Source organism: Streptomyces sp. NPDC088794 (assembly GCF_044750545.1).
GTDB lineage: Bacteria > Actinomycetota > Actinomycetes > Streptomycetales > Streptomycetaceae > Streptomyces.
Window position 1 is genome coordinate 148,178 of sequence record NZ_JBIVKB010000014.1, and the last position, 21,834, is coordinate 170,011.

The 21,834-nt window shown below is 71.3% G+C and carries 23 protein-coding genes and 1 riboswitch; of the genes, 10 read left to right on the forward strand and 13 right to left on the reverse strand.

Annotated elements, in window-relative coordinates:
- Positions 1-59: 59 nt before the first annotated feature.
- Complete coding sequence (locus tag ACIP6U_RS33845; RefSeq protein ID WP_401725901.1) at positions 60-2,627, reverse strand: ABC transporter permease; 2,568 nt, start codon at positions 2,625-2,627, stop codon at positions 60-62.
- A gap of 4 nt (positions 2,628-2,631) precedes the next feature.
- Positions 2,632-3,501, reverse strand: a complete 870-nt coding sequence (locus ACIP6U_RS33850) for an ABC transporter ATP-binding protein (protein ID WP_401725903.1) — start codon at positions 3,499-3,501, stop codon at positions 2,632-2,634.
- Between the two features lie 228 nt (positions 3,502-3,729).
- Between ACIP6U_RS33850 and ACIP6U_RS33855 the strand changes: the two genes are divergently transcribed.
- Complete coding sequence (locus ACIP6U_RS33855; protein ID WP_280879063.1) at positions 3,730-3,969, forward strand: toxin-antitoxin system HicB family antitoxin; 240 nt, start codon at positions 3,730-3,732, stop codon at positions 3,967-3,969.
- Positions 3,970-3,973: 4 nt separating this feature from the next.
- The gene (locus ACIP6U_RS33860) at positions 3,974-4,348 is read left to right on the forward strand and encodes a fic family toxin-antitoxin system, toxin component (RefSeq protein ID WP_401725905.1); all 375 of its coding nucleotides are present in this window, start codon (positions 3,974-3,976) and stop codon (positions 4,346-4,348) included.
- On the opposite strand, the gene ACIP6U_RS33865 is transcribed toward ACIP6U_RS33860, so the two are convergent.
- Positions 4,349-5,062 (reverse strand): class I SAM-dependent methyltransferase, encoded by a 714-nt coding sequence (locus ACIP6U_RS33865; protein ID WP_401725907.1) that lies wholly within the window; start codon positions 5,060-5,062, stop codon positions 4,349-4,351. It abuts the gene before it with no gap.
- A 70-nt stretch (positions 5,063-5,132) separates the two neighbouring features.
- On the reverse strand, positions 5,133-5,819 hold the full coding sequence (locus ACIP6U_RS33870; RefSeq protein WP_401725908.1) for an esterase/lipase family protein: 687 nt from the start codon (positions 5,817-5,819) through the stop codon (positions 5,133-5,135).
- 200 nt (positions 5,820-6,019) lie between these two features.
- Here ACIP6U_RS33870 and ACIP6U_RS33875 point away from each other — a divergent pair, with 200 nt between their 5' ends.
- Positions 6,020-8,617 (forward strand): LuxR C-terminal-related transcriptional regulator, encoded by a 2,598-nt coding sequence (locus ACIP6U_RS33875; protein WP_401725909.1) that lies wholly within the window; start codon positions 6,020-6,022, stop codon positions 8,615-8,617.
- Between the two features lie 67 nt (positions 8,618-8,684).
- On the opposite strand, the gene bioD is transcribed toward ACIP6U_RS33875, so the two are convergent.
- Genes bioD through bioB form a run of 3 tightly spaced genes read right to left on the reverse strand, consistent with a single transcriptional unit; the run spans position 8,685 to position 11,935 of the window.
- Positions 8,685-9,404 (reverse strand): dethiobiotin synthase, encoded by a 720-nt coding sequence (gene bioD, locus ACIP6U_RS33880; protein ID WP_401725911.1) that lies wholly within the window; start codon positions 9,402-9,404, stop codon positions 8,685-8,687.
- A gap of 1 nt (position 9,405) precedes the next feature.
- Positions 9,406-10,713, reverse strand: coding sequence for an adenosylmethionine--8-amino-7-oxononanoate transaminase (locus tag ACIP6U_RS33885; RefSeq protein ID WP_401725913.1), 1,308 nt, complete (start codon positions 10,711-10,713; stop codon positions 9,406-9,408).
- Positions 10,706-11,935 carry a biotin synthase BioB gene (gene bioB / locus ACIP6U_RS33890; RefSeq protein WP_401725915.1) on the reverse strand — a complete coding sequence of 410 codons (1,230 nt, stop codon included), beginning with the start codon at positions 11,933-11,935 and terminating at the stop codon, positions 10,706-10,708. Before bioB ends, ACIP6U_RS33885 begins: the two co-directional genes overlap by 8 nt.
- 146 nt (positions 11,936-12,081) lie before the next feature.
- Between bioB and ACIP6U_RS33895 the strand changes: the two genes are divergently transcribed.
- A complete protein-coding gene (locus ACIP6U_RS33895) occupies positions 12,082-13,218 on the forward strand; it encodes an 8-amino-7-oxononanoate synthase (RefSeq protein ID WP_401725917.1) in 1,137 nt (378 codons plus the stop codon).
- Between the two features lie 64 nt (positions 13,219-13,282).
- On the opposite strand, the gene ACIP6U_RS33900 is transcribed toward ACIP6U_RS33895, so the two are convergent.
- Complete coding sequence (locus ACIP6U_RS33900) at positions 13,283-13,510, reverse strand: DUF397 domain-containing protein (protein WP_401725918.1); 228 nt, start codon at positions 13,508-13,510, stop codon at positions 13,283-13,285.
- 9 nt (positions 13,511-13,519) lie between these two features.
- On the reverse strand, positions 13,520-14,380 hold the full coding sequence (locus ACIP6U_RS33905) for a helix-turn-helix domain-containing protein (RefSeq protein ID WP_401725920.1): 861 nt from the start codon (positions 14,378-14,380) through the stop codon (positions 13,520-13,522).
- 213 nt (positions 14,381-14,593) lie between these two features.
- Here ACIP6U_RS33905 and ACIP6U_RS33910 point away from each other — a divergent pair, with 213 nt between their 5' ends.
- Positions 14,594-15,052, forward strand: a complete 459-nt coding sequence (locus tag ACIP6U_RS33910) for an ATP-binding protein (RefSeq protein WP_401725922.1) — start codon at positions 14,594-14,596, stop codon at positions 15,050-15,052.
- A gap of 62 nt (positions 15,053-15,114) precedes the next feature.
- On the opposite strand, the gene ACIP6U_RS33915 is transcribed toward ACIP6U_RS33910, so the two are convergent.
- The 3 genes from ACIP6U_RS33915 to ACIP6U_RS33925 all read right to left on the reverse strand — a co-directional run bounded on the left by ACIP6U_RS33915 (position 15,115) and on the right by ACIP6U_RS33925 (position 17,092).
- Positions 15,115-15,588 carry a C40 family peptidase gene (locus ACIP6U_RS33915; protein WP_401725924.1) on the reverse strand — a complete coding sequence of 158 codons (474 nt, stop codon included), beginning with the start codon at positions 15,586-15,588 and terminating at the stop codon, positions 15,115-15,117.
- A 3-nt stretch (positions 15,589-15,591) separates the two neighbouring features.
- Positions 15,592-15,790, reverse strand: a riboswitch (cyclic di-AMP (ydaO/yuaA leader).
- Between the two features lie 350 nt (positions 15,791-16,140).
- Positions 16,141-16,449 carry a hypothetical protein gene (locus ACIP6U_RS33920; RefSeq protein WP_401725926.1) on the reverse strand — a complete coding sequence of 103 codons (309 nt, stop codon included), beginning with the start codon at positions 16,447-16,449 and terminating at the stop codon, positions 16,141-16,143.
- Positions 16,450-16,456: 7 nt separating this feature from the next.
- Positions 16,457-17,092 carry an ATP-dependent Clp protease proteolytic subunit gene (locus tag ACIP6U_RS33925; RefSeq protein ID WP_401725928.1) on the reverse strand — a complete coding sequence of 212 codons (636 nt, stop codon included), beginning with the start codon at positions 17,090-17,092 and terminating at the stop codon, positions 16,457-16,459.
- A gap of 82 nt (positions 17,093-17,174) precedes the next feature.
- Between ACIP6U_RS33925 and ACIP6U_RS33930 the strand changes: the two genes are divergently transcribed.
- The gene (locus ACIP6U_RS33930; protein WP_401726186.1) at positions 17,175-17,459 is read left to right on the forward strand and encodes a type II toxin-antitoxin system Phd/YefM family antitoxin; all 285 of its coding nucleotides are present in this window, start codon (positions 17,175-17,177) and stop codon (positions 17,457-17,459) included.
- Positions 17,460-17,590: 131 nt separating this feature from the next.
- On the opposite strand, the gene ACIP6U_RS33935 is transcribed toward ACIP6U_RS33930, so the two are convergent.
- Positions 17,591-18,604, reverse strand: a complete 1,014-nt coding sequence (locus ACIP6U_RS33935; RefSeq protein WP_401725930.1) for an ABC transporter permease — start codon at positions 18,602-18,604, stop codon at positions 17,591-17,593.
- A gap of 115 nt (positions 18,605-18,719) precedes the next feature.
- On the opposite strand from ACIP6U_RS33935, the gene ACIP6U_RS33940 reads away from it, so the two are divergent.
- The 4 genes from ACIP6U_RS33940 (at position 18,720) to ACIP6U_RS33955 (ending at position 21,828) form a co-directional block, all read left to right on the forward strand.
- On the forward strand, positions 18,720-19,349 hold the full coding sequence (locus tag ACIP6U_RS33940; protein ID WP_401725932.1) for a TetR/AcrR family transcriptional regulator: 630 nt from the start codon (positions 18,720-18,722) through the stop codon (positions 19,347-19,349).
- Between the two features lie 133 nt (positions 19,350-19,482).
- Complete coding sequence (locus ACIP6U_RS33945) at positions 19,483-19,785, forward strand: urease subunit gamma (RefSeq protein ID WP_010988499.1); 303 nt, start codon at positions 19,483-19,485, stop codon at positions 19,783-19,785.
- 17 nt (positions 19,786-19,802) lie between these two features.
- The gene (locus tag ACIP6U_RS33950; protein ID WP_401725934.1) at positions 19,803-20,114 is read left to right on the forward strand and encodes an urease subunit beta; all 312 of its coding nucleotides are present in this window, start codon (positions 19,803-19,805) and stop codon (positions 20,112-20,114) included.
- Positions 20,107-21,828, forward strand: a complete 1,722-nt coding sequence (locus ACIP6U_RS33955; protein ID WP_401725936.1) for an urease subunit alpha — start codon at positions 20,107-20,109, stop codon at positions 21,826-21,828. Before ACIP6U_RS33950 ends, ACIP6U_RS33955 begins: the two co-directional genes overlap by 8 nt.
- Positions 21,829-21,834: the final 6 nt, after the last annotated feature.

Sequence of the window (21,834 nt, forward strand, 5' to 3'; positions counted from 1 at the left end):
AACTCTCCTCACGGGGAGGGGACTTGAGCACCTGCCGCGATTCCATCACTTCCGTTCCGTCATTCGTGCGCGATCGCCGCCAGTACGTTCATGCGCGACGCGCGCAGCGCGGGCAGGAGTGCCGCCACCACGCCCACCACCGCGGAGCCCACGACCACTTCGACGATCGTGGCCCATGGGACGGCCAGCGCGTTCATGCCCTGGAGTGCCAGCACCTGCTGGGTGCACACGCCCCACACCAGGCCAAGAGCGAGGCCGAGGACCGCGCCGAAGACCGCGATCACCACCGACTCCAGCCGGATCATCCGGCGCAGTTGGCGCCGGGCGAGCCCGATGGCGCGCAGCAGGCCGATCTCCCGGGTGCGCTCCACGACCGACAGGGCAAGGGTGTTGACGACGCCGAGCACCGCGATGACGATCGCGAGCCCGAGCAGCGCGTACACGAGGTAGAGCAGGACCGCGATCTGGTCGTGCACCAGCTTCTTGTAGTCGGCCAGGTCGCGGACCTGGACCTGCGGATACGGTTCGAGCGTCGTGTCCAGCCGCTTGCGCAGCTGGTCGGCGCCGGTGCCGGAGGTCGCGTTGACGTAGAGCGCGGAGTCCTGCCCGCCGGGCACGTACTTCTCCACGGCCGCGATCCCGAGGAACAGGCCGCCCTGCATGCCGAATCCGTCGCTGCCGGCCTGGTCGGTGAGGGCGCCGACCTTCAGCTCGGTCCGCTGCCCGCCGGGGAACTCCACCGGGATCGTGTCGCCGAGCCTGACCTTGTGGTCCTTCGCGAAGTCGACGTCCATGGCGATGGCGCCGGGCGCCAGTGCCGCCGCCGTGTCGCCCTGCGCGTACGTCACATGGGCGACGTCGTCGACACCGTCGTCGTAGCCGGCGGCGGTCGTCTCGATCCGCTTGCCGTCCGGCAGCCGTACCGCGACCGGCGCGAACCGCAGCCGGACGACGAGCCCGACACCGTCCGTGGCCCGCACCTTGTCGGTGACCTCCTTGGAGAACGGCACGAAGTTTGCGTTCTGGATCACGAAGTCGGCACCCAGGACCTTGTCGATCTGCTGGTCGAAGGACTTCGACATGGAGGCGCTCGCCACCGACATGCCACCCACCAGGGCGAGTCCGACCATCAGGGCGGCCGCGGTGGCGCCGGTACGGCGGGGATTGCGCAGGGCGTTGCGCTGGCTCATGCGGCCGATCGAGCCGAAGATCGCGGGGAAGGCCGCGCCGAGAACCCGGATCACCGGGCGCACCAGCAGCGGGCCCGCGACCACGGTCGCGAGGAGCGTCAGGACGACGCCCAGACCCAGGAAGGAAGCGGACGAGGCGGTCTTCGTGGCGGTCGCGCAGCCCACCAGGGCGGCGGCGCCCAGGACGCCCAGGACGGACCCGACGATCGCCCGGGTGCGCAGCGGCCGTCCGATCTCGGCGATCTCCGCGTCCGCGAGCGCGGCCATCGGCGAGACGCCGGCGGCGCGCCGCGCGGGGAGGTAGGCCGCGACGAAGGTGACGCCGACCCCGACGACGTAGGCCGCGACGGGGGTGCCCCAACCCACCACCATCTCGGTGGTCTTGAGGTTCATGCCGAAGGCGCTCATGAGTTTGATCAGTCCGGCCGCGAGCCCGATGCCCGCCGCGAGGCCCAGCGTCGAGCCGACCAGGCCGAGCAGGATCGCCTCGGTCAGAACGGACCGGCGCACCTGCCGGCGGTCGGCGCCCAAAGCGCGCAACAGGCCGAGTTCGCGGGTGCGTTGGGCGATCAGCATGGAGAAGGTGTTGACGATCAGGAACACGCCCACGAGGACGGCGATTCCGGCGAAGCCGAGCATCACGTACTTGATGATGTCGAGGAAGCCGCCGAGGTCGGAGGCGGCCGACTTGGCCTGTTCGTCGGCCGTCCTGACCTCGTAGTCGGTGGTGCCCACCACGGCGGCGACCCGCTGCTTGAGCACGGTGTCGCTGACGCCCTGCGCCGCGTCGACGGAGATGCCGGTGGCCTTGTCGGCGGAGCCGAGCAGTTGGGTCGCCGCGGTCCGGGGGTCGAGGAAGACGAGGGCCGCGCCCGGGTTGGTGGTGGTGAACGTGGCGATGCCGACGATGCGAACCTTGAAGGTGCCCGGCTGGGCGAGCACGGTCAGGGTGTCGCCGATCTTCACGTGCTTCTTGTCGGCGGTGTCGGCGTCCAGGAGCGCCTCGCCGCCACCCTGCGGGGCATGGCCCGAGGTCAGCTTCACGGGGCTGCGGTCGGTGAGGAACCAGTCGGAGGCGATGGTCGGGGCGCCGGTGGTCGGGCCGACCGACTTGTTCTTGCTGTCGACGACCGTGATGTTCTCGACGCCGACGTCCGCGTGGGCCGACGCGACGCCGGCCACCTTCGCCACCTGGTCCGCGAGTGCGGCGGGCACGGTCTGTGCTTCCCCCGTCGGCACCTGTGACTTGAGGTCGTCCTTGGCCTCCACCGTCACATCGGCGGAGGTGGAGGCGAACAGCCGGTCGAAGGTGCGGGTGACCGTGTCCGAGAAGATCAGGCTGCCCGCGACGAACGCCACGGACAGCACGATCGCCAGCGCGGAGAGCAGCAGCCGGCCCTTGTGCGCGAGGAAGCTGCGAAGTGTCGCCTTGAGCACCGGTTCAGTCCTTGTCGAGGTTCACGTCGGCGGAGGTGGCGGGGCCGTCCCCGGACCCGGACCCGGTCCCGAACACGTCTCCGTCCCCGTCCGACGGGCCGCGCAGCGAGTCGAACCGCTTCATGCGCTCCAGCACCGCCTCCGCCGTCGGCCGCTCCATCTCGTCCACGATCCGCCCGTCCGCGAGAAAGAGCACCAGGTCGGAGTGGGCGGCGGCGCCCGGGTCGTGGGTGACCATGACCACGGTCTGGGACAGCTGGTCGACGGCCTCGCGCAGGAAGCCGAGGACCTCGAGACCGGCGCGCGAGTCGAGGTTGCCGGTCGGTTCGTCGGCGAAGATCAGCTCGGGGCGGGAGGCCAGCGCCCGCGCGCAGGCCACGCGCTGCTGCTGGCCGCCGGAGAGCTGGGAGGGCCGGTGCTTGAGCCGGTCCCGCAGCCCCAGGGTGTCGATGACCTGGTCCAGCCACTTCTCGTCGGGCTTCTTGCCCGCGATGTCCATGGGCAGGGTGATGTTCTCGAGCGCGTTGAGGGTCGGGATCAGGTTGAACGACTGGAACATGAACCCGATCCGGTCGCGGCGCAGCCGGGTCAGCTCCCGCTCCCGCAGCCCCGTGATCTCCGTGTCGCCGAGCCACACCTGACCGGCCGACACGTTGTCGAGCCCCGCCAGACAGTGCATCAACGTGGACTTCCCGGAGCCCGAGGGCCCCATGACGGCGGTGAAACGGCCGCGCGCGATGTCCACGTCCACCGAGTCGAGGGCGAGCACCGTCGTCTCGCCCGAGCCGTACGCCTTGGTCAGACCGCGGGCGCGGGCCGCGATCCCGTCCGCCGACGCATGGCCGGGAACGTACTGCGCAGCAGGTGTGGACAAAGCCGTCTCCTCGCTCCTGGGCATGGCGACTCGCTGGTCCCGGCCGAGCGTAGTGTGATGCGCAGCACACGTGGAATCCCTCGCAAGTCCTGGGTGGTCTCCACCGCAGGTCGGGCCCCCGATACGGATGTAAGGGGCACGCTCCACCCGGAGGTGGACCCTTTCGTCCGGGATTTGGTACCTGAGTACCCCTTGCCGGTGCTAGCTGTTCGGCGCTAGCGTCTAGGTATGGCGAAGACCCAGCTGAACGTGAGAGTGGACGAGGGCACCGCCCGCGCCGCCCGTGAGCGCGCCCTGGCCCGCGGCATGAGCGTCAACCGCTACATCGAAGAGCTGGTCAGACAGGACACCGGAGAGGTCGGCCACACCTTCGTGGACGCCGCCGCGGACTTCATGAAGCAGTACGAGTCCGTCTTCGCCGAGGAGTTCGGCACGGAGAAGGAACCGCCGCGCGAAGGTCGCCGCTGATCCGTTGAGCAGTCTCAGAATCGATCTTGCCTGGCTCCTCATGCTCGCCGAACAGAAGACACCGGGGGACCCCCAGGTCACCGACTGGGGTGCCCTGGTCGCCGCCGTGGCCCGCCACGAGGCCGAGATCTTCGACGTACCCGTCTACGACACCCCGCCCGCGCGTGCCGCCGCGCTGCTCCAACTCCTGATCCACGTACCGGCGTTGGAGCGCTCCAACGCCCTCTTCGCCTCCGCCGTGGCGTACGCCTACCTCGTCGCGAGCGGTCTCAAGGTCGCCACCTCGCCCGAACAGGTCCGTGATCTGGCCCGGCTGGTCAAGAACGGCGAGGCCACGGTGTACGAGATCGCGGAGGAACTGCGCCAGCGGACGCTGTGATCACGGCCCGGTGGCCGGCTCCTTGACCTCCGACGTCTCGGCCGGCCGCCAGGCCGTGCCCAGCACGCAGTACGAGGTGGGCAGGCGCGGTCCCTTTTCCGGCATCAACAGCCGCCGGTAGGGGCCGAGTTCGAAGCCTGCCTCCCGGAAGGCGGCGATCGGCTCACGGGCCAGATGACAGCCGCCGTTCAGGGGCGGCCACAAGGTGCGGTCGAGGGCGTGCTGGGTGAAGGTCATCGCGCTGCCACCGCCCTGCCCGTGCTCGAAGAACCGCACGACACCGCCCGGCCGCAGCACCCGCCGCACCTCGCCGAGCGCGCGCCGCACGTCCCGGACGCTGCACAGCACCAGACACAGCACGGCCGCGTCGAAGGCCTCGGACTTGACCGGCAGCGCCTCCGCGGCGCCCGGCGCGACATCGACCGGCACCTCCGCGCGCAGGGCGGCCTCGACCGCCAACTGCCGCAGCAGGGACTCCGGTTCGATGGCGACGACCTCCGCGACCGTACGCGGATAGTGCGCGAAGTTGAGCCCGTTGCCCGCGCCGATCTCGATGACCCGGCCGGACAGCCCGGCCAGCAGCCGGTCGCGTACCCGGCCCATGCCCATCCGGGTCTCGGCGCCGACGCTGACCTTGGCGTAATAGCGGGCGAACAGCGGATGGTGCACGGGGCCCCGCGTGACCTTCGCGGAACCGGCGGATCCCTGCGGCATGAGGACCTCCCTCACCGGACGCCTTACCGCGATTGTCCCCCGGAACGGCCCCGCGCACCCTTTCACCGGGTCAGGCGATGAAGTCCCGGACCTTGGTGTACACCCCGTTGTCGTTGTTCGTGTCGGTGTGCGAGATGCACCCGACGTCCACGTTGGTCGCGCCGCTCAGCAGGGCCGAGCTGTTCGGGACGACCGCGGAGTCGCAGTCGGACCAGTAGCTCGCGTACGAGACGCTGCCCGGTGTCTCGTCACCGGAGTTCAGCGCGGTCACGTACGCGCTGCCGGTCTGCATCTCCTTGCAGGACGTGTACAGCCAGGCGCACAGCGAGGCGACGGACGTCCCGTGGTTCGTGCCGGCGACCGACACGAAGTCGTCGACGTACGCCGTCCCGCCCAGGTTCTTGAGGTAGTAGCGGGTGCTCAGCACACCCATCGAGTGGGCGACGAGGTCCACCTTGGACGCGCCGGTGCGCGCCAGCACGTTCCTGATCTCGGTGGCCAGTTGCTGTGCGCTGGTGGCGTTGGACTGCCCCCAGTCGTACGACCAGGCGTCCAACTCGGCGGCGGAGTAGCCGTCGGCCTTGAAGTCGGCTACCCAGTCGTCCCAGCCGCTCGCCGAGCCGCTGAGGCCGTGCACGAACACGACCGGGTTGTGGGTGGCCGCCTGAGCGGGTGCGGCGGCGAGGGAGAGGGACAGCAGGAGCGTGGCGACAACTCCCGAAAGGGCGGTGGCGATACGACGCTTGTGGCGCTGCATGATGCCTCCTGAAACGGATGGGGTTCGTCAGGAGTGTCAGCGCGGGTCTACGCGCGCCGCATCGGTGAAATCGCCGGTCTTTACGGGTCAATTAACTCGCCAGTAACGTCAGTTGTGTGGTGTATCCGGTGAACCCCCCGCCGCTCGACCGCACTTCGCCACCGTCTCCCCCCACGGACGCGTGGCGGCAACTGGCTCCGATGCTTCCCGAAGGCGTCCGGGTACGGATGCTGCACGCCGTATACGGCGATCCGCGCGCCGCGGCGGAAGCCGTACCGCGGCTCACCGAGCGGCAGACCTCGGGCCACGACCCGCTCCCCACGGACCCCGCGGAACTGGCCCCGGCCCTGCTGCACGCCCACCGCGCCGAGATCCGCGCCCTCCCGGACGACACCCGCCTCCTCCTGCTGCTGGCAGCGGCCGATCAATACCCCCTGGCCACCCACGCCTTCCTCCGCGCGACCGCCGCCGCCCGCCTGGACACGCGCCCCCTGGAACGGGCCGAGACCGCGGGCCTCGCGCACGCCGGAGCGGGCGGTGTCGTCTTCCGCGACGCCTGGACGCGGATCGCCGCCTACGAGACCGGGTCCCCGGCGGACCGGCGCGACGCACACCGCCTGCTGGCCCGCGTCCTGCGCGCCGACGGCGAGACACCCCGCCGCTCCTGGCACCGCGGCGCGGGCGCGCTGGGCCCGAGCGGCCGCCTCACCTCCGAGCTTCGCGCCGCCGCGGACCAGGCCCGCACCGCAGGCCAACTCACCCTGGCCCGCGCCCTGGTCGAACGCGCCGCCGCCCTCAGCCCCGACCGGACCGAGACCGCCCGCCTCCTCGCCCGCGCCGCCACGGACGCCTGGCACGCGGGCGACGGCGACCGGGCGCGCCGCCTCGCGGCCTCGGCAGCACAGGACGACGCCCTGGCCGGCCTGTTCGCGCTACGCGCGGGGAACGCGACGGAGGCGTTCGACGCGCTGGTGGCGGCGGCGGTCCAGCGGGGCGGCGGGGGAGAGGCGGCGTCAGCCGAAGGAGTCACCACCGCGCCGGGTTCCGGCCGGGGCGGCATCGGCGACAGACCGTCGGCTTCGACGGAGGGAGATCTCGCCAGGGCGTCAGCTCCTCCTCCCGCTGAACGGCAACCGGGGGCCCGTGCGCCGAGTCCGGCCGCGGGAGTCTCGCCGGGTCGCCGCACAGTCCCTGCGGCGTCGGGCGGACTGGGCGATGGCGATCGGGGAGCGGGTGTGCCGGGCGGAGTCGAGTCCGCGGTGGAGCGATTCGGCCGGGCGGCCGATGCTGCCGATTCCTCACGTGCGCCGAGTCCGGCCGCCGGAGTCTCGCCGGGCCGCCGCAGAGCCCCTGCGGCGCCGGGCGGACCCAGCGGTGCCGAGCGGAGAGCCGCGACCCCCCACCACGCCGACTCCGCCGTCCACCTCCTTGCCCGGGCCACCGAAGCCGCCGTCTACACCGGTGATCTGCGGCGCAGTCGGGAGGCGCTCCGGGTCGCGGGGCGGCTGGGTGTCGGGCCGCCGGGGGCGCTGGGCGGGCTCGCGGCCGCCGTGGACGGGCGGTACGAGGACGCGCGGGAGTTGTTGCGGGCGGCGGCGGGCCACAGCGAATCGGGCGGTGACCCCGCGCTGTTCGTGCACGGCGGCCCCGGCATCGACCCCACGCTCCCCGCGCACGGCCCCGGCGCCGACCCCACGCTCCTCGTGCACGCGGGGATCGCCGCGCTGATGCTCGGGGACCACACCCTCGCCGCCACCGCGACCGTACGGGCCGTCTCCTCGGCGCGGGCCCGGGGCGCGACCGCCACCGTCGCCCAGGCGCTGGAGTTCCGTGCCTACGCCGACTTCTGGACCGGACGCCCGCACGCCGGCGCGGCCACCGCCCTGGACGCCCTGCGGCAGGCCCACGCCACCGGGCAGGACAACGGCGCCTGTCATCTGCAGGCCGCCCTCGCCATGTTCGCCGCCCTCACCGGCGACGAGGACACCTGCCGCGAACGGGCCACCGCCGCACGTTCGTACGCCCTCACCCACGGGCTCGGTCTGGCCGCCGCGCTGGCCCAGTGGGCGCTCGCCTACCTCGATCTCGCGGCCGGCCGTTTCGCCGGCGCCGCGGCCCGGCTGCGCGCGCTCGCCGGGTTCGGTCCTGGACACGGGCACCGGGCCATCCGGCACCTGGCCACCCCGCACTACGTCGAGGCCGCCGCCCGCACCGGCGACACCCGGGTCGCGCGAGCCGCCCACGCCGACTACGACCGCTGGGCCAGCGCCGTCCGCAGCCCGGACGACCTTGCCCTGAGCGCCCGTTGCCGCGCCCTGCTCGCCCCCGGCGCCGAGGCCGTCGAGCACTACCGCGCCGCCCTCGACCTCCACGCCCACGGCACCCGCGACTTCGAACGCGCCCGCACGGAGCTGCTGTTCGGCGGCGCGTTGCGTCGACTGCGCCGCCGTACCGAGGCCCGCGACCGCCTGCACAGCGCCCTGGAGGCCTTCGACTCCTTCGGCGCCCCGCACTGCGCGGCCCAGGCCCGCGCCGAACTCCGCGCCCTCGGCGCCCCCGCAACCCCCGCACACACGGCCGCCGTCGACCCCACCGCCCGCCTCACGGCCCAGCAGCTCCTCATCGCCCGCATGGCCGCCGACGGCGCCACCAACCGCGAGATCGCCGCCCGCCTCGCCCTCAGCCCGCGCACGATCGACCACCATCTGCGGGGTGTCTTCTCGCGGTTGGGGATCCGGTCGCGGATCGACCTGGTGCGGTTGCTGGGTGGAGGTGGTGACAGCAGAGGCACCGCATAGGGCCGCGCGAAGGCTTCGGCGGGCAAGAGCCAGGTGAGGACACCAGGAGGCGTCCCGAAGCGCACCTCTACGGCGCCTCCCGCACCCCGAACGCCTCCGCGTCCCACGTCCCCGACAGTCGCGCCGCCAGCCAACTCGGCGCGGCGGTACGGAAGTCGGTCGGAGGCAGTGCGGCCACCCCGGCGGGCACCGCGCCCAGCAGGGGAGCCCCGGAGACCTCCGGCAGATCCGCCACGTTGCAACGGGACGCCAGATCAGGCGAGTTCGGCCAGCTCCCGATCACCACTCCCGCCAACTCCAGCTCGCGCGAACGGAGTTCACGGGCCGTCAGCTCCGTCGTGTTCAGCGTGCCCAGACCCGCCGACGCCACGACCAGGACCGGCGCCCCGAGCAGTGTCGCCGCGTCCGCCAGCGTGCCGCCCTCCGCGTCGAAGCGGACGAGCAGCCCGCCCGCCCCCTCCACCAGCACCAGATCGTGGTCGGTGGCGAGCTTGGCTGCGGCCTCGGCGACGTCCAGCGGACGCACCGGCGCCATCCCGGCCCGCCGCGCGGCCGTCGCCGGTGCCAACGGGTCGGGATAGCGGGCGAGTTCGGCGGTCGTCACGGCACCCGCGAGCCGCGCGACCTCCGCCGCGTCCCCGGGCTCGTCCGGCCGTACACCCGTCTGTGCCGCCTTCAGCACGGCCACCGAGCGACCGGCGGCGAGCGCCGCGGCGGCGACCGCGGCGGTCGTGACCGTCTTGCCGACCTCCGTGCCGGTCCCCGTGATCACCAGTACCGACGACATCTCATCCCTCCCGCGCGGCCGCGCACACCGCGTCCGCGATCCGCGTCAGATCCGCGTCCCCGGTGACGTACGGCGGCATCGTGTAGATCAGGTCCCGGAACGGCCGCAGCCACACGCCCTCGCGCACCGCCGCCTCCGTGGCCGCCTTCATGTCCACGTCGTGGTCGAGCTGCACGACCCCGATGGCACCCAAGACCCGGACGTCCCGCACACCCGGCAGCTCACGCGCCGGTGCCAGTCCGTCCCGCAGGCCCGTCTCGATCCGTTTGATCTCCGCCTGCCAGTCCTGGCCGAGCAGCAGCTCGATCGAGGCGCAGGCGACGGACGCGGCGAGCGGGTTGCCCATGAAGGTCGGGCCGTGGGCGAGCACCGGGACCTCGCCGCGCGAGATGCCGTCGGCCACGCGCGCGGTGCAAAGGGTCGCCGCCATCGTCAGATAGCCGCCGGTCAGCGCCTTGCCGACGCACATCACGTCCGGCGTCACGGCCGCGTGGTCCGCCGCGAAGAGCGCGCCGGTGCGCCCGAAGCCGGTCGCGATCTCGTCGAACACCAGCAGCACGTCGTGCGCGTCGCACGCCTCGCGCAGCACTCGCAGATACGCGGAGGAGTGGAACCGCATCCCGCCCGCGCCCTGCACCACCGGTTCGACGATCACCGCGGCCAGTTCATCGGCGTGGCGCTCGATCGCCGACCGCAACTGGTCGGCGTACGACTCCTCGTACTCGGTCGGCGGCGGGTCCACGAAGACCTGGCGGGGCAGGACCCCGGACCAGAGTTCGTGCATCCCGCCCTCGGGGTCGCACACGGACATCGGCTGCCAGGTGTCGCCGTGGTAGCCGCCGCGCCAGGTCAGCAGGCGCTGTTTCGCGGGGCGGCCCAGTGAACGCCAGTACTGGAGGCACATCTTGACCGCCACCTCGACCGACACCGAGCCGGAGTCGGCGAGGAAGACATGCTCCAGGCCCTCGGGCGACATGTCGACAAGGTGCTTCACGAGCCGGACCGCGGGCTCGTGCGTCAGGCCGCCGAACATCACGTGGCTCATCCGGCCGAGCTGCTCGCTCGCGGCCTCGTTGAGCACCGGGTGGTTGTAGCCGTGGATCGCCGACCACCAGGACGACATGCCGTCCACGACCTCGTCCGTGCTCCCGTCCGCCCCGCGCAGCCTCAGCCGGACCCCGCTCGCCGACTCCACGACGAGCGGTTCCTGCCGGCCCGGCATGGGCCCGTAGGGGTGCCAGACGTGCCGCCGGTCCAGTTCCAGCAGCTCGGCGACGGGCAGGCCGGGCGGGGCGGGCAGGTCAGGCATTGGGCGCGAGATCCGTTCCGGCACCTCGGCGACGGACCGAGACCAGGTCGGTACGGGGTTCGTTCAGCGCGGCCGCGGACGCAGCAGCAGGCACGGGCTCCGCAGTCGCCGTACCGCAGACATCGCCACCCGCGTGCGACCCGCACCCGACACTCTCGCCGCTCTCGTGGGACCCGCAGCCGCCGCCCGCGTGCGACCCGCAGCCCGCGCCCGCCGTCGCCCGGTGCTCCGGGAGGGTCACCTGGTCGGTGCCCTCCACCTCGAAGCCGGCGTCCGCGATCATCTCCAGGTCGGCGTGGCCGGCCTGACCCTCGCTGGTGAGGTAGTCGCCCAGGAAGATCGAGTTGGCCAGGTTCAGGGCCAACGGCTGCATCGTGCGCAGGTGGACCTCGCGGCCGCCCGCGATGCGCACCTCGGCGTCCGGGCAGACGAAACGGACCATCGCCAGGATGCGCAGGCAGCGCTGCGGGGTGAGGTTCCACTCCTTGGAGAGCGGGGTGCCCTCCATCGGGATCAGGAAGTTGACCGGAACCGAGTCAGGGTCGAGGGCGCGCAGCGAGAACACCACGTCGACCAGGTCCTCGTCGGTCTCGCCCATGCCCGCGATCAGACCGGAGCAGGCGGACAGACCGGCCGCGTGTGCCTTCTGCACGGTGTCGACACGGTCGGCGTACGTGTGCGTGGTCGTGATGTCCCCGTACGTCGCCTCGGACGTGTTGAGGTTGTGGTTGTACGCGTCCGCGCCCGCCGCCCGCAGCCGCTCGGCCTGGCCGTCGGAGAGCAGGCCGAGACAGGCGCACACCTCGACGTCCTCGTTCTGGTCCTTGATCGCCTTGATCGTGTCCGAGACCCGGTCCACGTCACGGTCGGTCGGTCCGCGCCCGGACGCCACCAGGCAGACCCGCTTGGCGCCCCCCGCCAGACCGGCCGCCGCCGCCTTCGACGCCTCGTCCGGCTTGATCCAGGTGTACTTCAGGATCTCGGCCTTGGAGCCGAGCCGCTGGGAGCAGTAGGAGCAGTCCTCGGGACACAGTCCGGACTTCAAGTTGACGAGGTAGTTGAGCTTCACCCGGCGGCCGAACCAGTGCCTGCGCACCTTGCCGGCCGCGGCCACCACATCGAGCACATCGTCGTCGGAAGTGGCGAGGACGGCGAGAGCCTCCTCGCGGGTCGGCAGCTCGCGCCGAAGCCCCTTGTCCACCAGCGTGTTCAGCAGGTCCATGAGAGCCGATCCTGTCCTACGGAGCAGCTTCCGGCCAAGGAGAGTTCGCACAACGAAGGGACTTCGTCGTGTGTGTATTGCCACATCATGGGCTGCGGGACCTGCGGTTAGTGTCTGTCCACTGCCTACAAAAGCCCGGAGGAGCCATGGCGTTCGGCTGGATCGACGAGCAGGCGCTGCTGCGCCGCCGGGCCGGGCTCGTACGGACCCTGCGCCCGCGCCCGGCCGACTCCCCGCTCCTCGACCTCGCGAGCAACGACTACCTGGGTCTCGCGCACCACCCCGAGGTCGCCGAAGGCGCCGCGCGGGCGGCGCACACCTGGGGCGGCGGCTCGACCGGCTCGCGGCTCGTCACCGGGACGACGGAGCTGCACACGGAGCTGGAGCGCGAGCTGGCCGACTTCTGCGGCTTCGAGGCGGCGCTGGTCTTCTCCTCGGGGTACGCGGCCAACCTCGCCGCGGTCACGACCCTGGCCCCGCACGGCTCGCTGATCGTCTCCGACGCGGGCAACCACGCCTCCCTCATCGACGGCTGCCGGCTGGCCCGTGGCACCACGCAGGTGGTCCCGCACACCGACCCGGAGGCCGTGCGCAAGGCGCTGCGCACCCATGAGGGGCAGGAGGGCTCGGCGGTCGTCGTGTCCGACACGGTGTTCTCGGTCGACGGCGACGCGGCCCCGCTCGCGGCGCTCGCCGGGGTGTGCCGGGAGCACGGCGCGGGGCTGCTGGTCGACGACGCGCACGGGCTGGGCGTCCTCGGGGACGGCGGACGCGGCGCCCCGCACGCGGCGGGGCTCGCGGGCGCCGACGACGTGGTCGTGACGGTCACGCTGTCCAAGTCGCTGGGCAGCCAGGGCGGAGCCGTCCTCGGTCCCGCGCGGGTGATCGACCATCTGGTCAACGCGGCCCGTACGTTCATCTTCGACACGGGTCTGGCCCCCGCGGCGGCGGGCGCCGCCCTGGCGGCCCTGGGGCTGCTGCGCCGGGAACCGGAGCGGGCGGCACGCGCGCGTACGGTCGCGGCCGAACTGCACGCACGCCTGACCGCCGCGGGGCACGAGGCGGTACGCCCCGACGCCGCGGTGGTCTCCGTGCGCGCGCCGTCCCCGGAGGGGGCCTTGCGGTGGGCGGCCGACTGCCGTGCCGCGGGGCTCGTCGTGGGGTGTTTCCGGCCCCCCTCCGTGCCCGACGGCATCTCACGGCTCAGGCTGACGGCCCGTGCGGACCTCTCCGAGGCGCAGATCGAACGCGCTGTGGGTGTGATCGGCGAAACGCGACCATGAGTCGGCGTGACACGGCCGTGCGCCGCCGGATACGGAACTGATCAGGTCCGGGACACGGAACCGATCAGAGGTCGAACGCGGCCGTGAAGCCCGCCCAGCTCTCGGGGGAGAAGAGCAGGACGGGTCCTGACGCGTCCTTGGAGTCGCGCACGGCGAGCAGCCCCGCCCAGGGGCCGGAGCGCGACAGCGCCGTCTCGACGCAGTTGTTGGCTCCCGTGCTGTAGCTGCTGCGCAGCCACCGCACACCGTGCGGATCGGTACTGGAAGGAACGTTCCGAGGCAGTGCTGACATGGTGCCTCCTTACGCGCCGTCACCTATCGCGGCGATGTAATCCAACGAGTCCTCGGGTGAAAGGGCATAGATCTGAAGGGTGTTGAAGGCCTCGATGTAGGCCTGGAGGTCTTCTTTCCGTTCGAGGTAGAGGCTACTCGTCAAGTGGTCGAGAACAACCACGTCCAGATCAGAAGTGCTCGAAAATGAGAAGACAACGAAAGGTCCGGTGACGCCGACATGCGCCCCGGCGGTGAACGGCAGTACCTGAAGCCGCACTTGGGGCAGGCGAGCCGCCTCGATGAGGCGGGCCAGCTGGCGTGACATGACGTCAGGGCCGCCGATCTCCCGGCGCAGCACCGCCTCGTCCAGGATCGCGCTGAGTTTCAGCGGCGGATTCGAACGCAGGACGTCCTGTCGAGCGAGCCTCACCTCGACCAGCGCGTCGAGGCGTTCATCGTCCAGACCTCCGACCGCCGCCCTGGTCACCGCCCGCGCGTACTCGGGCGTCTGCAACAGTCCGGGCACCACCGAGGTCTCCAGCGTCCGCATCGCGCTCGCCTGGGACTCCAGGCTGATGAAGTCGCGGTACGTCGTCGGCAGCACCCCGCGGTAGGCGTGCCACCAGTGGTGCCGGCCGCCGCCCTCGTCGGAGCCCGCCAGCATCTGGAGCATCTCCCGCAACTGCGGATCCGAGACGCCGTAGGCATCCAGCAGTAACCGCACATCGGCCGGTTTCACACCGCTGGCGCCGGTCTCGATCCGGCTCACCTTCGACTGATGCCAGCCCACCATCCGGGCCGCCTCACCACTGGTGAGCCCCGACCCGGTGCGCAACGAACGCAGTTCGGCGCCCAGCTTCCGGCGGCGCACCGCGGGTCCGTGCTGCATGGGTCACTCCTTACTCCTTCCGGGCCGCCCAAATACGGTCTCCCGTCGTAGAGTTCACCGCTTTGAGCGACAGATATATGCATATCTTGGTGGATCGCCACCCGTGACCGGCGCGGTAATGGCAGTCTGGCGACGAAGCACCAGTCCGGGACCGTACTCGAACCATCCGCTCTGTGTCGGACCCCGGTCCCGCGGGAAAGGGACGACGTCGCCATGGCAGACCACCTGGAAGCATCCGTCACTCTGCCGAGCGAACCCGCCTCGGTCGCCACGGCCCGCGGTTATGTGGTCTCGACGTTGGCGGAGTGGGGTCTGCCGTCCGACACCGAGGTGGCCGACACCGTCCGGCTCATCGTCTCCGAACTGGCCACCAACGCCGTACAGCACACCTTCGGCCAGTCACCCACCTTCACGGTGGACATCGTGCTGGACCGTGACGAACACCTGCGCATCGGGGTGACCGACAGCCACCCCCGGTTTCCCAAACGCCTGCCGGCCGCTGTCCAACAGGACAACGGCCGGGGCATGGTGATCATTCGGTGGCTGGCCGCGGAGCGCGGCGGCCGGCTGCGGGTGCGGGCCACTCCGGAAGGCGGCAAGACGGTCTCCATCGAACTTCCGTGGACCGTACCGGCGCGGCCGGTCACGACCGCGGGACAGCAGGAGCCGTAGAGCCTGTGTCGTGCCCCGCGAGGGCGACGGCGTGTCAGGGCGCCGTCGCCCCCGCGGGAGAGTCAGCTGACCCGGCCGTACCAGACGCTCTTCGTCCAGATCTTCTGCAGCCGTACCACGTCCCCGGTCTTCGGGGCGTGCCAGATCTTTCCCTTCCCGGCGTAGATGCCGACGTGGTAGACGCTGGAGCCCGAGTGGAAGAACACGAGGTCCCCGGCCTTGCGGCCCTTGGCCGAGATGTGGTGGGTCTTGTTGTACTGCTGGGCCGCCGTGCGGGGAAGCTTCTTGCCCGCCTTCTTGAACGAGTACAGCGTGAGCCCTGAGCAGTCGAAGCGGCGTGGTCCGGTGGCGCCGTACTTGTACGGGGAGCCCTTCTTGGAAGCCGCGATGTGAAGTGCCTTGGTCGCAGGTGTCGCGGCCGCGGCGTCGGATGCGACACCGGGGATCACGACGGAGCCGCCCACTGCGGCGATGGTGAGAGCGGAGGCCGTACTGGCCCGGGCCATCAGCGACGGGACACGATTGAGCGCAGACATGCGCAACCCTTCGTCAGCCGCCTGTGAAGGATGACCTGTCGGATTCGGGCTGACAAAGTTGCCCGGCCGCTGACGCGGCTTCACCCCAAGGGCTGCTCGACCCGGTCATGGCGTGACCGTCCCGGCGACCCGTCGTGCTTGGGTCCTCCACTCCTACCGATGCAATCCTGTCGACCTGTCATCCGGGCGGCGGTAGGACTCGGCGTCCGCCCGGATCGCCCCGCCGCTGCGGCGGGGTCTTGTCGTCAGACAGGGATCTTGACCTATGAATGTCCGAAAAGCCCAACGGAATCGGGGATTTGTGGGGTTACTCACCACTCACCCGTTCGGGTGGACACCCCCGTGTTCGAGCCGGTGTCCAGGGGTGCGCAGCCCCTCGGACCAGCACAGGAACGCCTCATGCGGCCCTCGCATCACGCGCGTTGCGCAACCTTGACGGTCGCCAAGAAGTAGCCGCAACTCCGCCGAACGGGGGTACCTCATTTGGTCCGTTTCGCCCCCGGTCCGGACGTCCCGACCGCACGGCGGACATCCGAACCGGCCACGCCTGCGTCAACTGGCGGAGCTCGGCGGCAGAGTGAGCCGCGCCGTGCGGCGCTCGCCGCCCAGCACCCGCAGCGCCCGCGCCAAGGTGGGGGCGTGCACCTCGGCCTCGCCCCGCTGGTGCATCAGCGCCAGCGCGTCCCGTAGTTCCGCCGCCTTGGAGACCAGCGCCTGCGCGGCCCGCAGTCCGCGGTAGGTGTCCCCGTCCCGCGCCGGGTTGATCCGGCCGAGCAGGTCGACCACGTCGAGATAACGGTCGATCAACTCGCCCTCGGCGCGCGTCAACGCGGGCAGCGGCGGCAGCTCGGGTGGGAGCACCGGCGGCTCACCTCCCCGCGGGCGGGGTGAGCGTGGTCTTGCGGGTGGAGACGATCCGGTCCACCAGGCCGTACTCCAACGCCCCCTGCGCGTCCAGGATGTTGTCCCGCTCGATGTCCTCGTGCACCTGCTCCGCCGAGCGGCCGGTGTGCCGCACCAGCAACTCCTCCAGCAGGTCGCGGGTCCGCATCAACTCCTCGGCCTGGATGGCCAGATCGCTCGCCTGTCCCTCGACCGGCCCGGAGAACGAGGGCTGATGGAGGACCACCCGCGCTCCCGGCAGCGCGAGCCGCTTGCCCGGCGTGCCCGCGGCCAGCAACACCGCGGCGGAGGAGCCGGCCTGGCCCAGGCAGATGGTCTCCACGTCACAGGTGACGAACCGCATCGTGTCGTAGATCGCCGACATCGCGGTGAACGAGCCGCCGGGGGAGTTGATGTACAGCGAGATGTCCCGGTCCGGGTCCTGGTACTCGAGGTGCATGAACTGCGCCATCACGTCGTTCGCCGAGACGTCGTCGACCGGCGTCCCGAGAAAGACGATCCGCTCCTCCAGCAGCTTCGAGTACGGATCCATCGTCCGGCCCCCGGAACTGGTGCGCTCGGTGAACTCGGGCAGGACATGGCGGGCGGTGGGTCGAGTCATGGGTGCCCCCTCCTTCTGCGTCTGCTGTGGCCGACTGCGTCTGTAAAAAATGTACAGGACGTACATGACGTTAGAATGGGGTATGGCCTACGAGATTCCGGTGACGCAAGCCAGGGCTGAACTCGCCGATCTGATCAACCGGGTGGTGTACGGCGGTGAGCGCGTCGTCGTGACACGGCACGGCAAGCCGCTGGTCGCCCTCGTCTCCGCCGCCGACCTGGCACGACTCGCCGAGCTGGACGCGGCGGCCGTCGAGGAGGAGCAGGTGATCACCGCGGTCTCCACGGTCCGCGAGGTCCCGTCCGCTCCCCGCGAACAGCAGCGGTTCGGCATCACGGCGCACCACCGGGGGACCGGCGCCTCCTAGCGCGAGGAACCGGCGCCTCCTGGCCTGGGCACCAGTGCCTCCTGGCGTGGGCATCCGCAGACAGCAAGACCGCGCATCCCCTCCGCTACAGCGGGGATGCGCGGTCGGTCCTGTGGTGGCCCGGCGGGCCGTCAGCCGACGGCGGTCAACTCCCGTTCCGTCACCGGCTCCTGGGTCTTCGTGCGCGCCTTGAGCGTGTTGCCCAGCAGGACGGCGCCCAGGCCCAGCGCGGCCCACCAGGTCAGCGTCAGCACGGGACCGGTCGCCGCCGCGCCGTCGAAGAACGACACCGAGCGCAGCAGGGTCGTACCCGCCCCCGGCGGCAGCCACTGGCCGATGGTGCCGACCGGCTCCGGCAGCATCCGGGGTGCCGAGGCCGCGCCGGAGAACGGGTTGCCGAGGAACATCATCAAGAACGCCACGACTCCGATGCCGGCGGGCCCGACCAGCGCGGCCAGTCCTGCCACGGCCGCGCCGACCGCCAGCGTCGACAGGCCGAGCGTGCCGGCCTCCGTCCACCAGTCGCCGGTGAGCACACCGAGCCAGCTGTGCGCGAGCGCGGCGGCGACGACGCCGACCACGGCCGCGGCGCCGACGAGCGTGAGCGCGGCCCGGATCCCGCGCAGTCCGAGCATGGTCACCGTGGCGCCCGCGATGATGCCGGCCAGCGCCAGCGGCAGCACGCTCGCGCCGAGGGCGGCGCCCCTGGGGTCACCGGCGGGGGCGGCGACGACGTCGACCGTCCTCACCTCGGTGCCGGTGGCGGCGGCCTGCTGGGTCACCGCCTGCGTGAGCAGCTGGGCGACGACGGGGCTCGCCGCCGACGCGGTCAGCAGTTCGGGACCCTGAGGGGTGACGACGACCGCGCCGTATACGGTCCGGTCCTCGACGGCGTCCCGGGCGGCGGCCTCGTCGGCGTAGTGGTGGATCTCGAACGCGCCCTTGTGCTCGGCGAGTTGCTTCTCCATCTGGGCCGTCGCGGCGGTGGGCCCCGCCACGCCGAGCGGCAGGTCGCGGGGCGCGGTGCGGGCGGCGGGCCAGGCGAAGGCCCACAGCGCCAGAGCGGCGAGCACGGGGATGAGCACGACGACCGCGAGCATGCGGCGGTTGTGTCCCCTCGTGGGGGTGGCGGGGGCGGTGGACATGGGGATGGTTCCTCTCCGGTCGCTAAAAAGAAGGATCGTTCGTTTTTGGAGCGTCACCACCGTCCCGCCGATGCTATGGCTTGTCAAGAAGGAATGTTCGTTTTACGTTGGACGCATGGCCCGTGTATCCCAGGAACACCTCGACGCCCGCCGCCGGCAGATTCTCGACGGCGCCGCCCGCTGCTTCGCCCGCAACGGGTTCCATGCCACGTCCATGCAGGACGTGCTCAAGGAGGTGGACCTGTCGGCCGGCGCGGTCTACCGCTACTTCAGCGGCAAGGAGGAGCTCATCACCGCGATCGCCGCCGAGGTGCTGGCGGAGGTCCGCGAGGCCTTCGCGGAGGTCTCCCGGCAGAGTCCGCCCCCGCCGCTGGACGAACTGGTCGGCCTGGTCCTGGGTCGGATGATGGGCGCCTGGGCGTCGCTGATCATCGACGGCGAGCCCGGCTTCCCGCGACTGATCATGCAGGTCTGGGCGGAGGCGGCCCGTGACAAGGAGCTGGCGGCCGTCACGCGACAGGGCTACCAGGGGCTGCGGGAGAGCTGGGACGAGGTCATCCGGACGTACCAGGACTCCGGATCGATGCGGTCGGACATCCCGGCCGAGCACGTCACCCGCACGGTGATCGCCATGGTCCAGGGGTTCATCGCCCAGCAGTGCCTCTTCGGGCCGGCCCCGGTCCTGGTGCTCCAGGACGGTCTACGGGCGTTGATGAGCATGTCCGACACGCGAACCACCGCCTGAGAGATCACAGCTCGGTTAACTTGCTTGAAACTCGGTCCAACTAGCCTGCCGATCCACGCCACCAGGGACTTTGCCCGGGTGGCCGAGGCAGCCGGACCCCGCACGGTCCGGAGCGAGGACTGTGAGGTGGGACGTGCAACTGACCCCGCACGAGCAAGAGAGGCTGCTGATCCACGTGGCGGCCGACGTGGCCGAGAAGCGCCGGGCCCGTGGTCTGAAGCTGAACCACCCGGAGGCGGTCGCCCTCATCACGTCGCACATCCTCGAAGGCGCGCGTGACGGCCGTACGGTCGCCGAACTCATGTCCTCCGGGCGTAAGTTGCTGACCCGCGACGACGTCATGGAGGGCATCCCCGAGATGATCCACGACGTCCAGGTGGAGGCGACCTTCCCGGACGGCACCAAGCTCGTCACCGTCCACGACCCGATCGTCTGACGAGGGGAGAGACCGCCATGATTCCCGGAGAGATCCTGTTCGCGGACGACCCGATCGTCTACAACCCGGGCCGCGAGGTCACCTCGCTGACCGTCCTCAACGCCGCCGACCGGCCCGTCCAGGTCGGCTCCCACTACCACTTCGCCGAGGCCAACCCCGGCCTGGAATTCGACCGCGCCGCCGCCCGCGGCAAGCGGCTGAACATCGCCGCCGGTACGGCCGTGCGCTTCGAACCGGGGATCCCCGTCGACGTCGAACTCGTCCCGCTCGCCGGCGCCCGTGTGGTGCCCGGGCTGCGCGGGGAGACCGGAGGTGCCCTCGATGCCTGAGATCTCCCGCGCCGTGTACGCGGACCTGTTCGGCCCGACCACCGGCGACCGGATCCGGCTCGCCGACACCGACCTGCTGATCGAGATCGAGGAGGACCGCAGCGGCGGCCCCGGACTCGCCGGTGACGAGGCGGTGTTCGGCGGCGGCAAGGTGATCCGCGAGTCCATGGGGCAGTCGCGTGCTACGCGCGCAGACGGCACCCCGGACACGATCGTCACCGGCGCCGTCATCGTCGACCACTGGGGCGTCGTCAAGGCCGACGTCGGCATCCGCGACGGACGCATCACCGGCATCGGCAAGGCCGGCAACCCGGACACCATGGACGGCGTCCACCCCGACCTGGTGATCGGCCCCGAGACCGAGGTTATCGCCGGCAACGGGCGGATCCTGACGGCCGGCGCGGTCGACGCGCACGTCCACTTCATCTGCCCGCAGATCGCCGACGAGGCGCTGTCCGCCGGCGTCACCACCCTGGTCGGTGGCGGCACCGGACCCGCCGAGGGCTCCAAGGCGACGACCGTGACGCCGGGTCCCTGGCACCTCGCCCGGATGATGGCGGCGATGGAGCAGTACCCGCTCAACATCGGCTTCCTCGGCAAGGGCAACACCGTCTCGCACGACGCGATGATGTCCCAGATCCGGGGCGGCGCGCTCGGCCTCAAGCTGCACGAGGACTGGGGCTCGACCCCGGCCGTCATCGACGCGTCCCTGACCGTCGCCGACCGCACGGGCATCCAGGTCGCCATCCACACCGACACGTTGAACGAGGCCGGGTTCGTCGGTGACACCCTCGCCGCGATCGCCGGACGCGGCATCCACGCGTACCACACCGAGGGCGCGGGCGGCGGGCACGCGCCGGACATCATGACCGTCGTCTCGGAGCCGCACGTCCTGCCCAGCTCGACCAACCCGACGCGGCCCTACACCGTCAACACCGCCGAGGAACACCTCGACATGCTGATGGTCTGCCACCACCTCAACCCGGCCGTCCCCGAGGACCTGGCCTTCGCCGAGTCCCGCATCCGCCCGTCCACCATCGGCGCGGAGGACATCCTCCACGACCTCGGCGCGATCTCGATCATCTCCTCCGACGCGCAGGCCATGGGACGGGTCGGCGAGGTCATCCTGCGGACCTGGCAGACCGCGCACGTCATGAAGCGGCGCCGGGGCGCGCTGCCCGGTGACGGACGGGCCGACAACCACCGCGTACGTCGCTATGTCGCCAAATACACGATCAACCCCGCGCTCGCGCAGGGCCTCGCCCGCGAGATCGGGTCGGTCGAGACCGGCAAGCTCGCCGACCTGGTGCTGTGGGAACCGGCGTTCTTCGGCGTCAAGCCGCACCTCGTCATCAAGGGCGGCCAGATCGCCTACGCGCAGATGGGCGACGCCAACGCGTCCATCCCGACCCCGCAGCCGATCCTGCCGCGGCCCATGTTCGGGGCGATCGGGCGGGCGCCCGCCGCGAACTCGTTCAACTTCGTCGCGCCGCTGGCGATCGAGGACGGACTGCCCGAACGGCTCGACCTCGGCAAGCGCTTCGTGGCGATCGAGTCGACGCGCGGTGTCACCAAGGCCGATATGCGCGAGAACGACGCGAGGCCGCAGGTGCGGGTCGATCCCGACAGCTTCGCCGTGCACATCGACGGGGAGCTCGTCGAGGCGACGCCCGCCGCCGAACTGCCCATGGCCCAGCGGTACTTCCTCTTCTGATGAGGG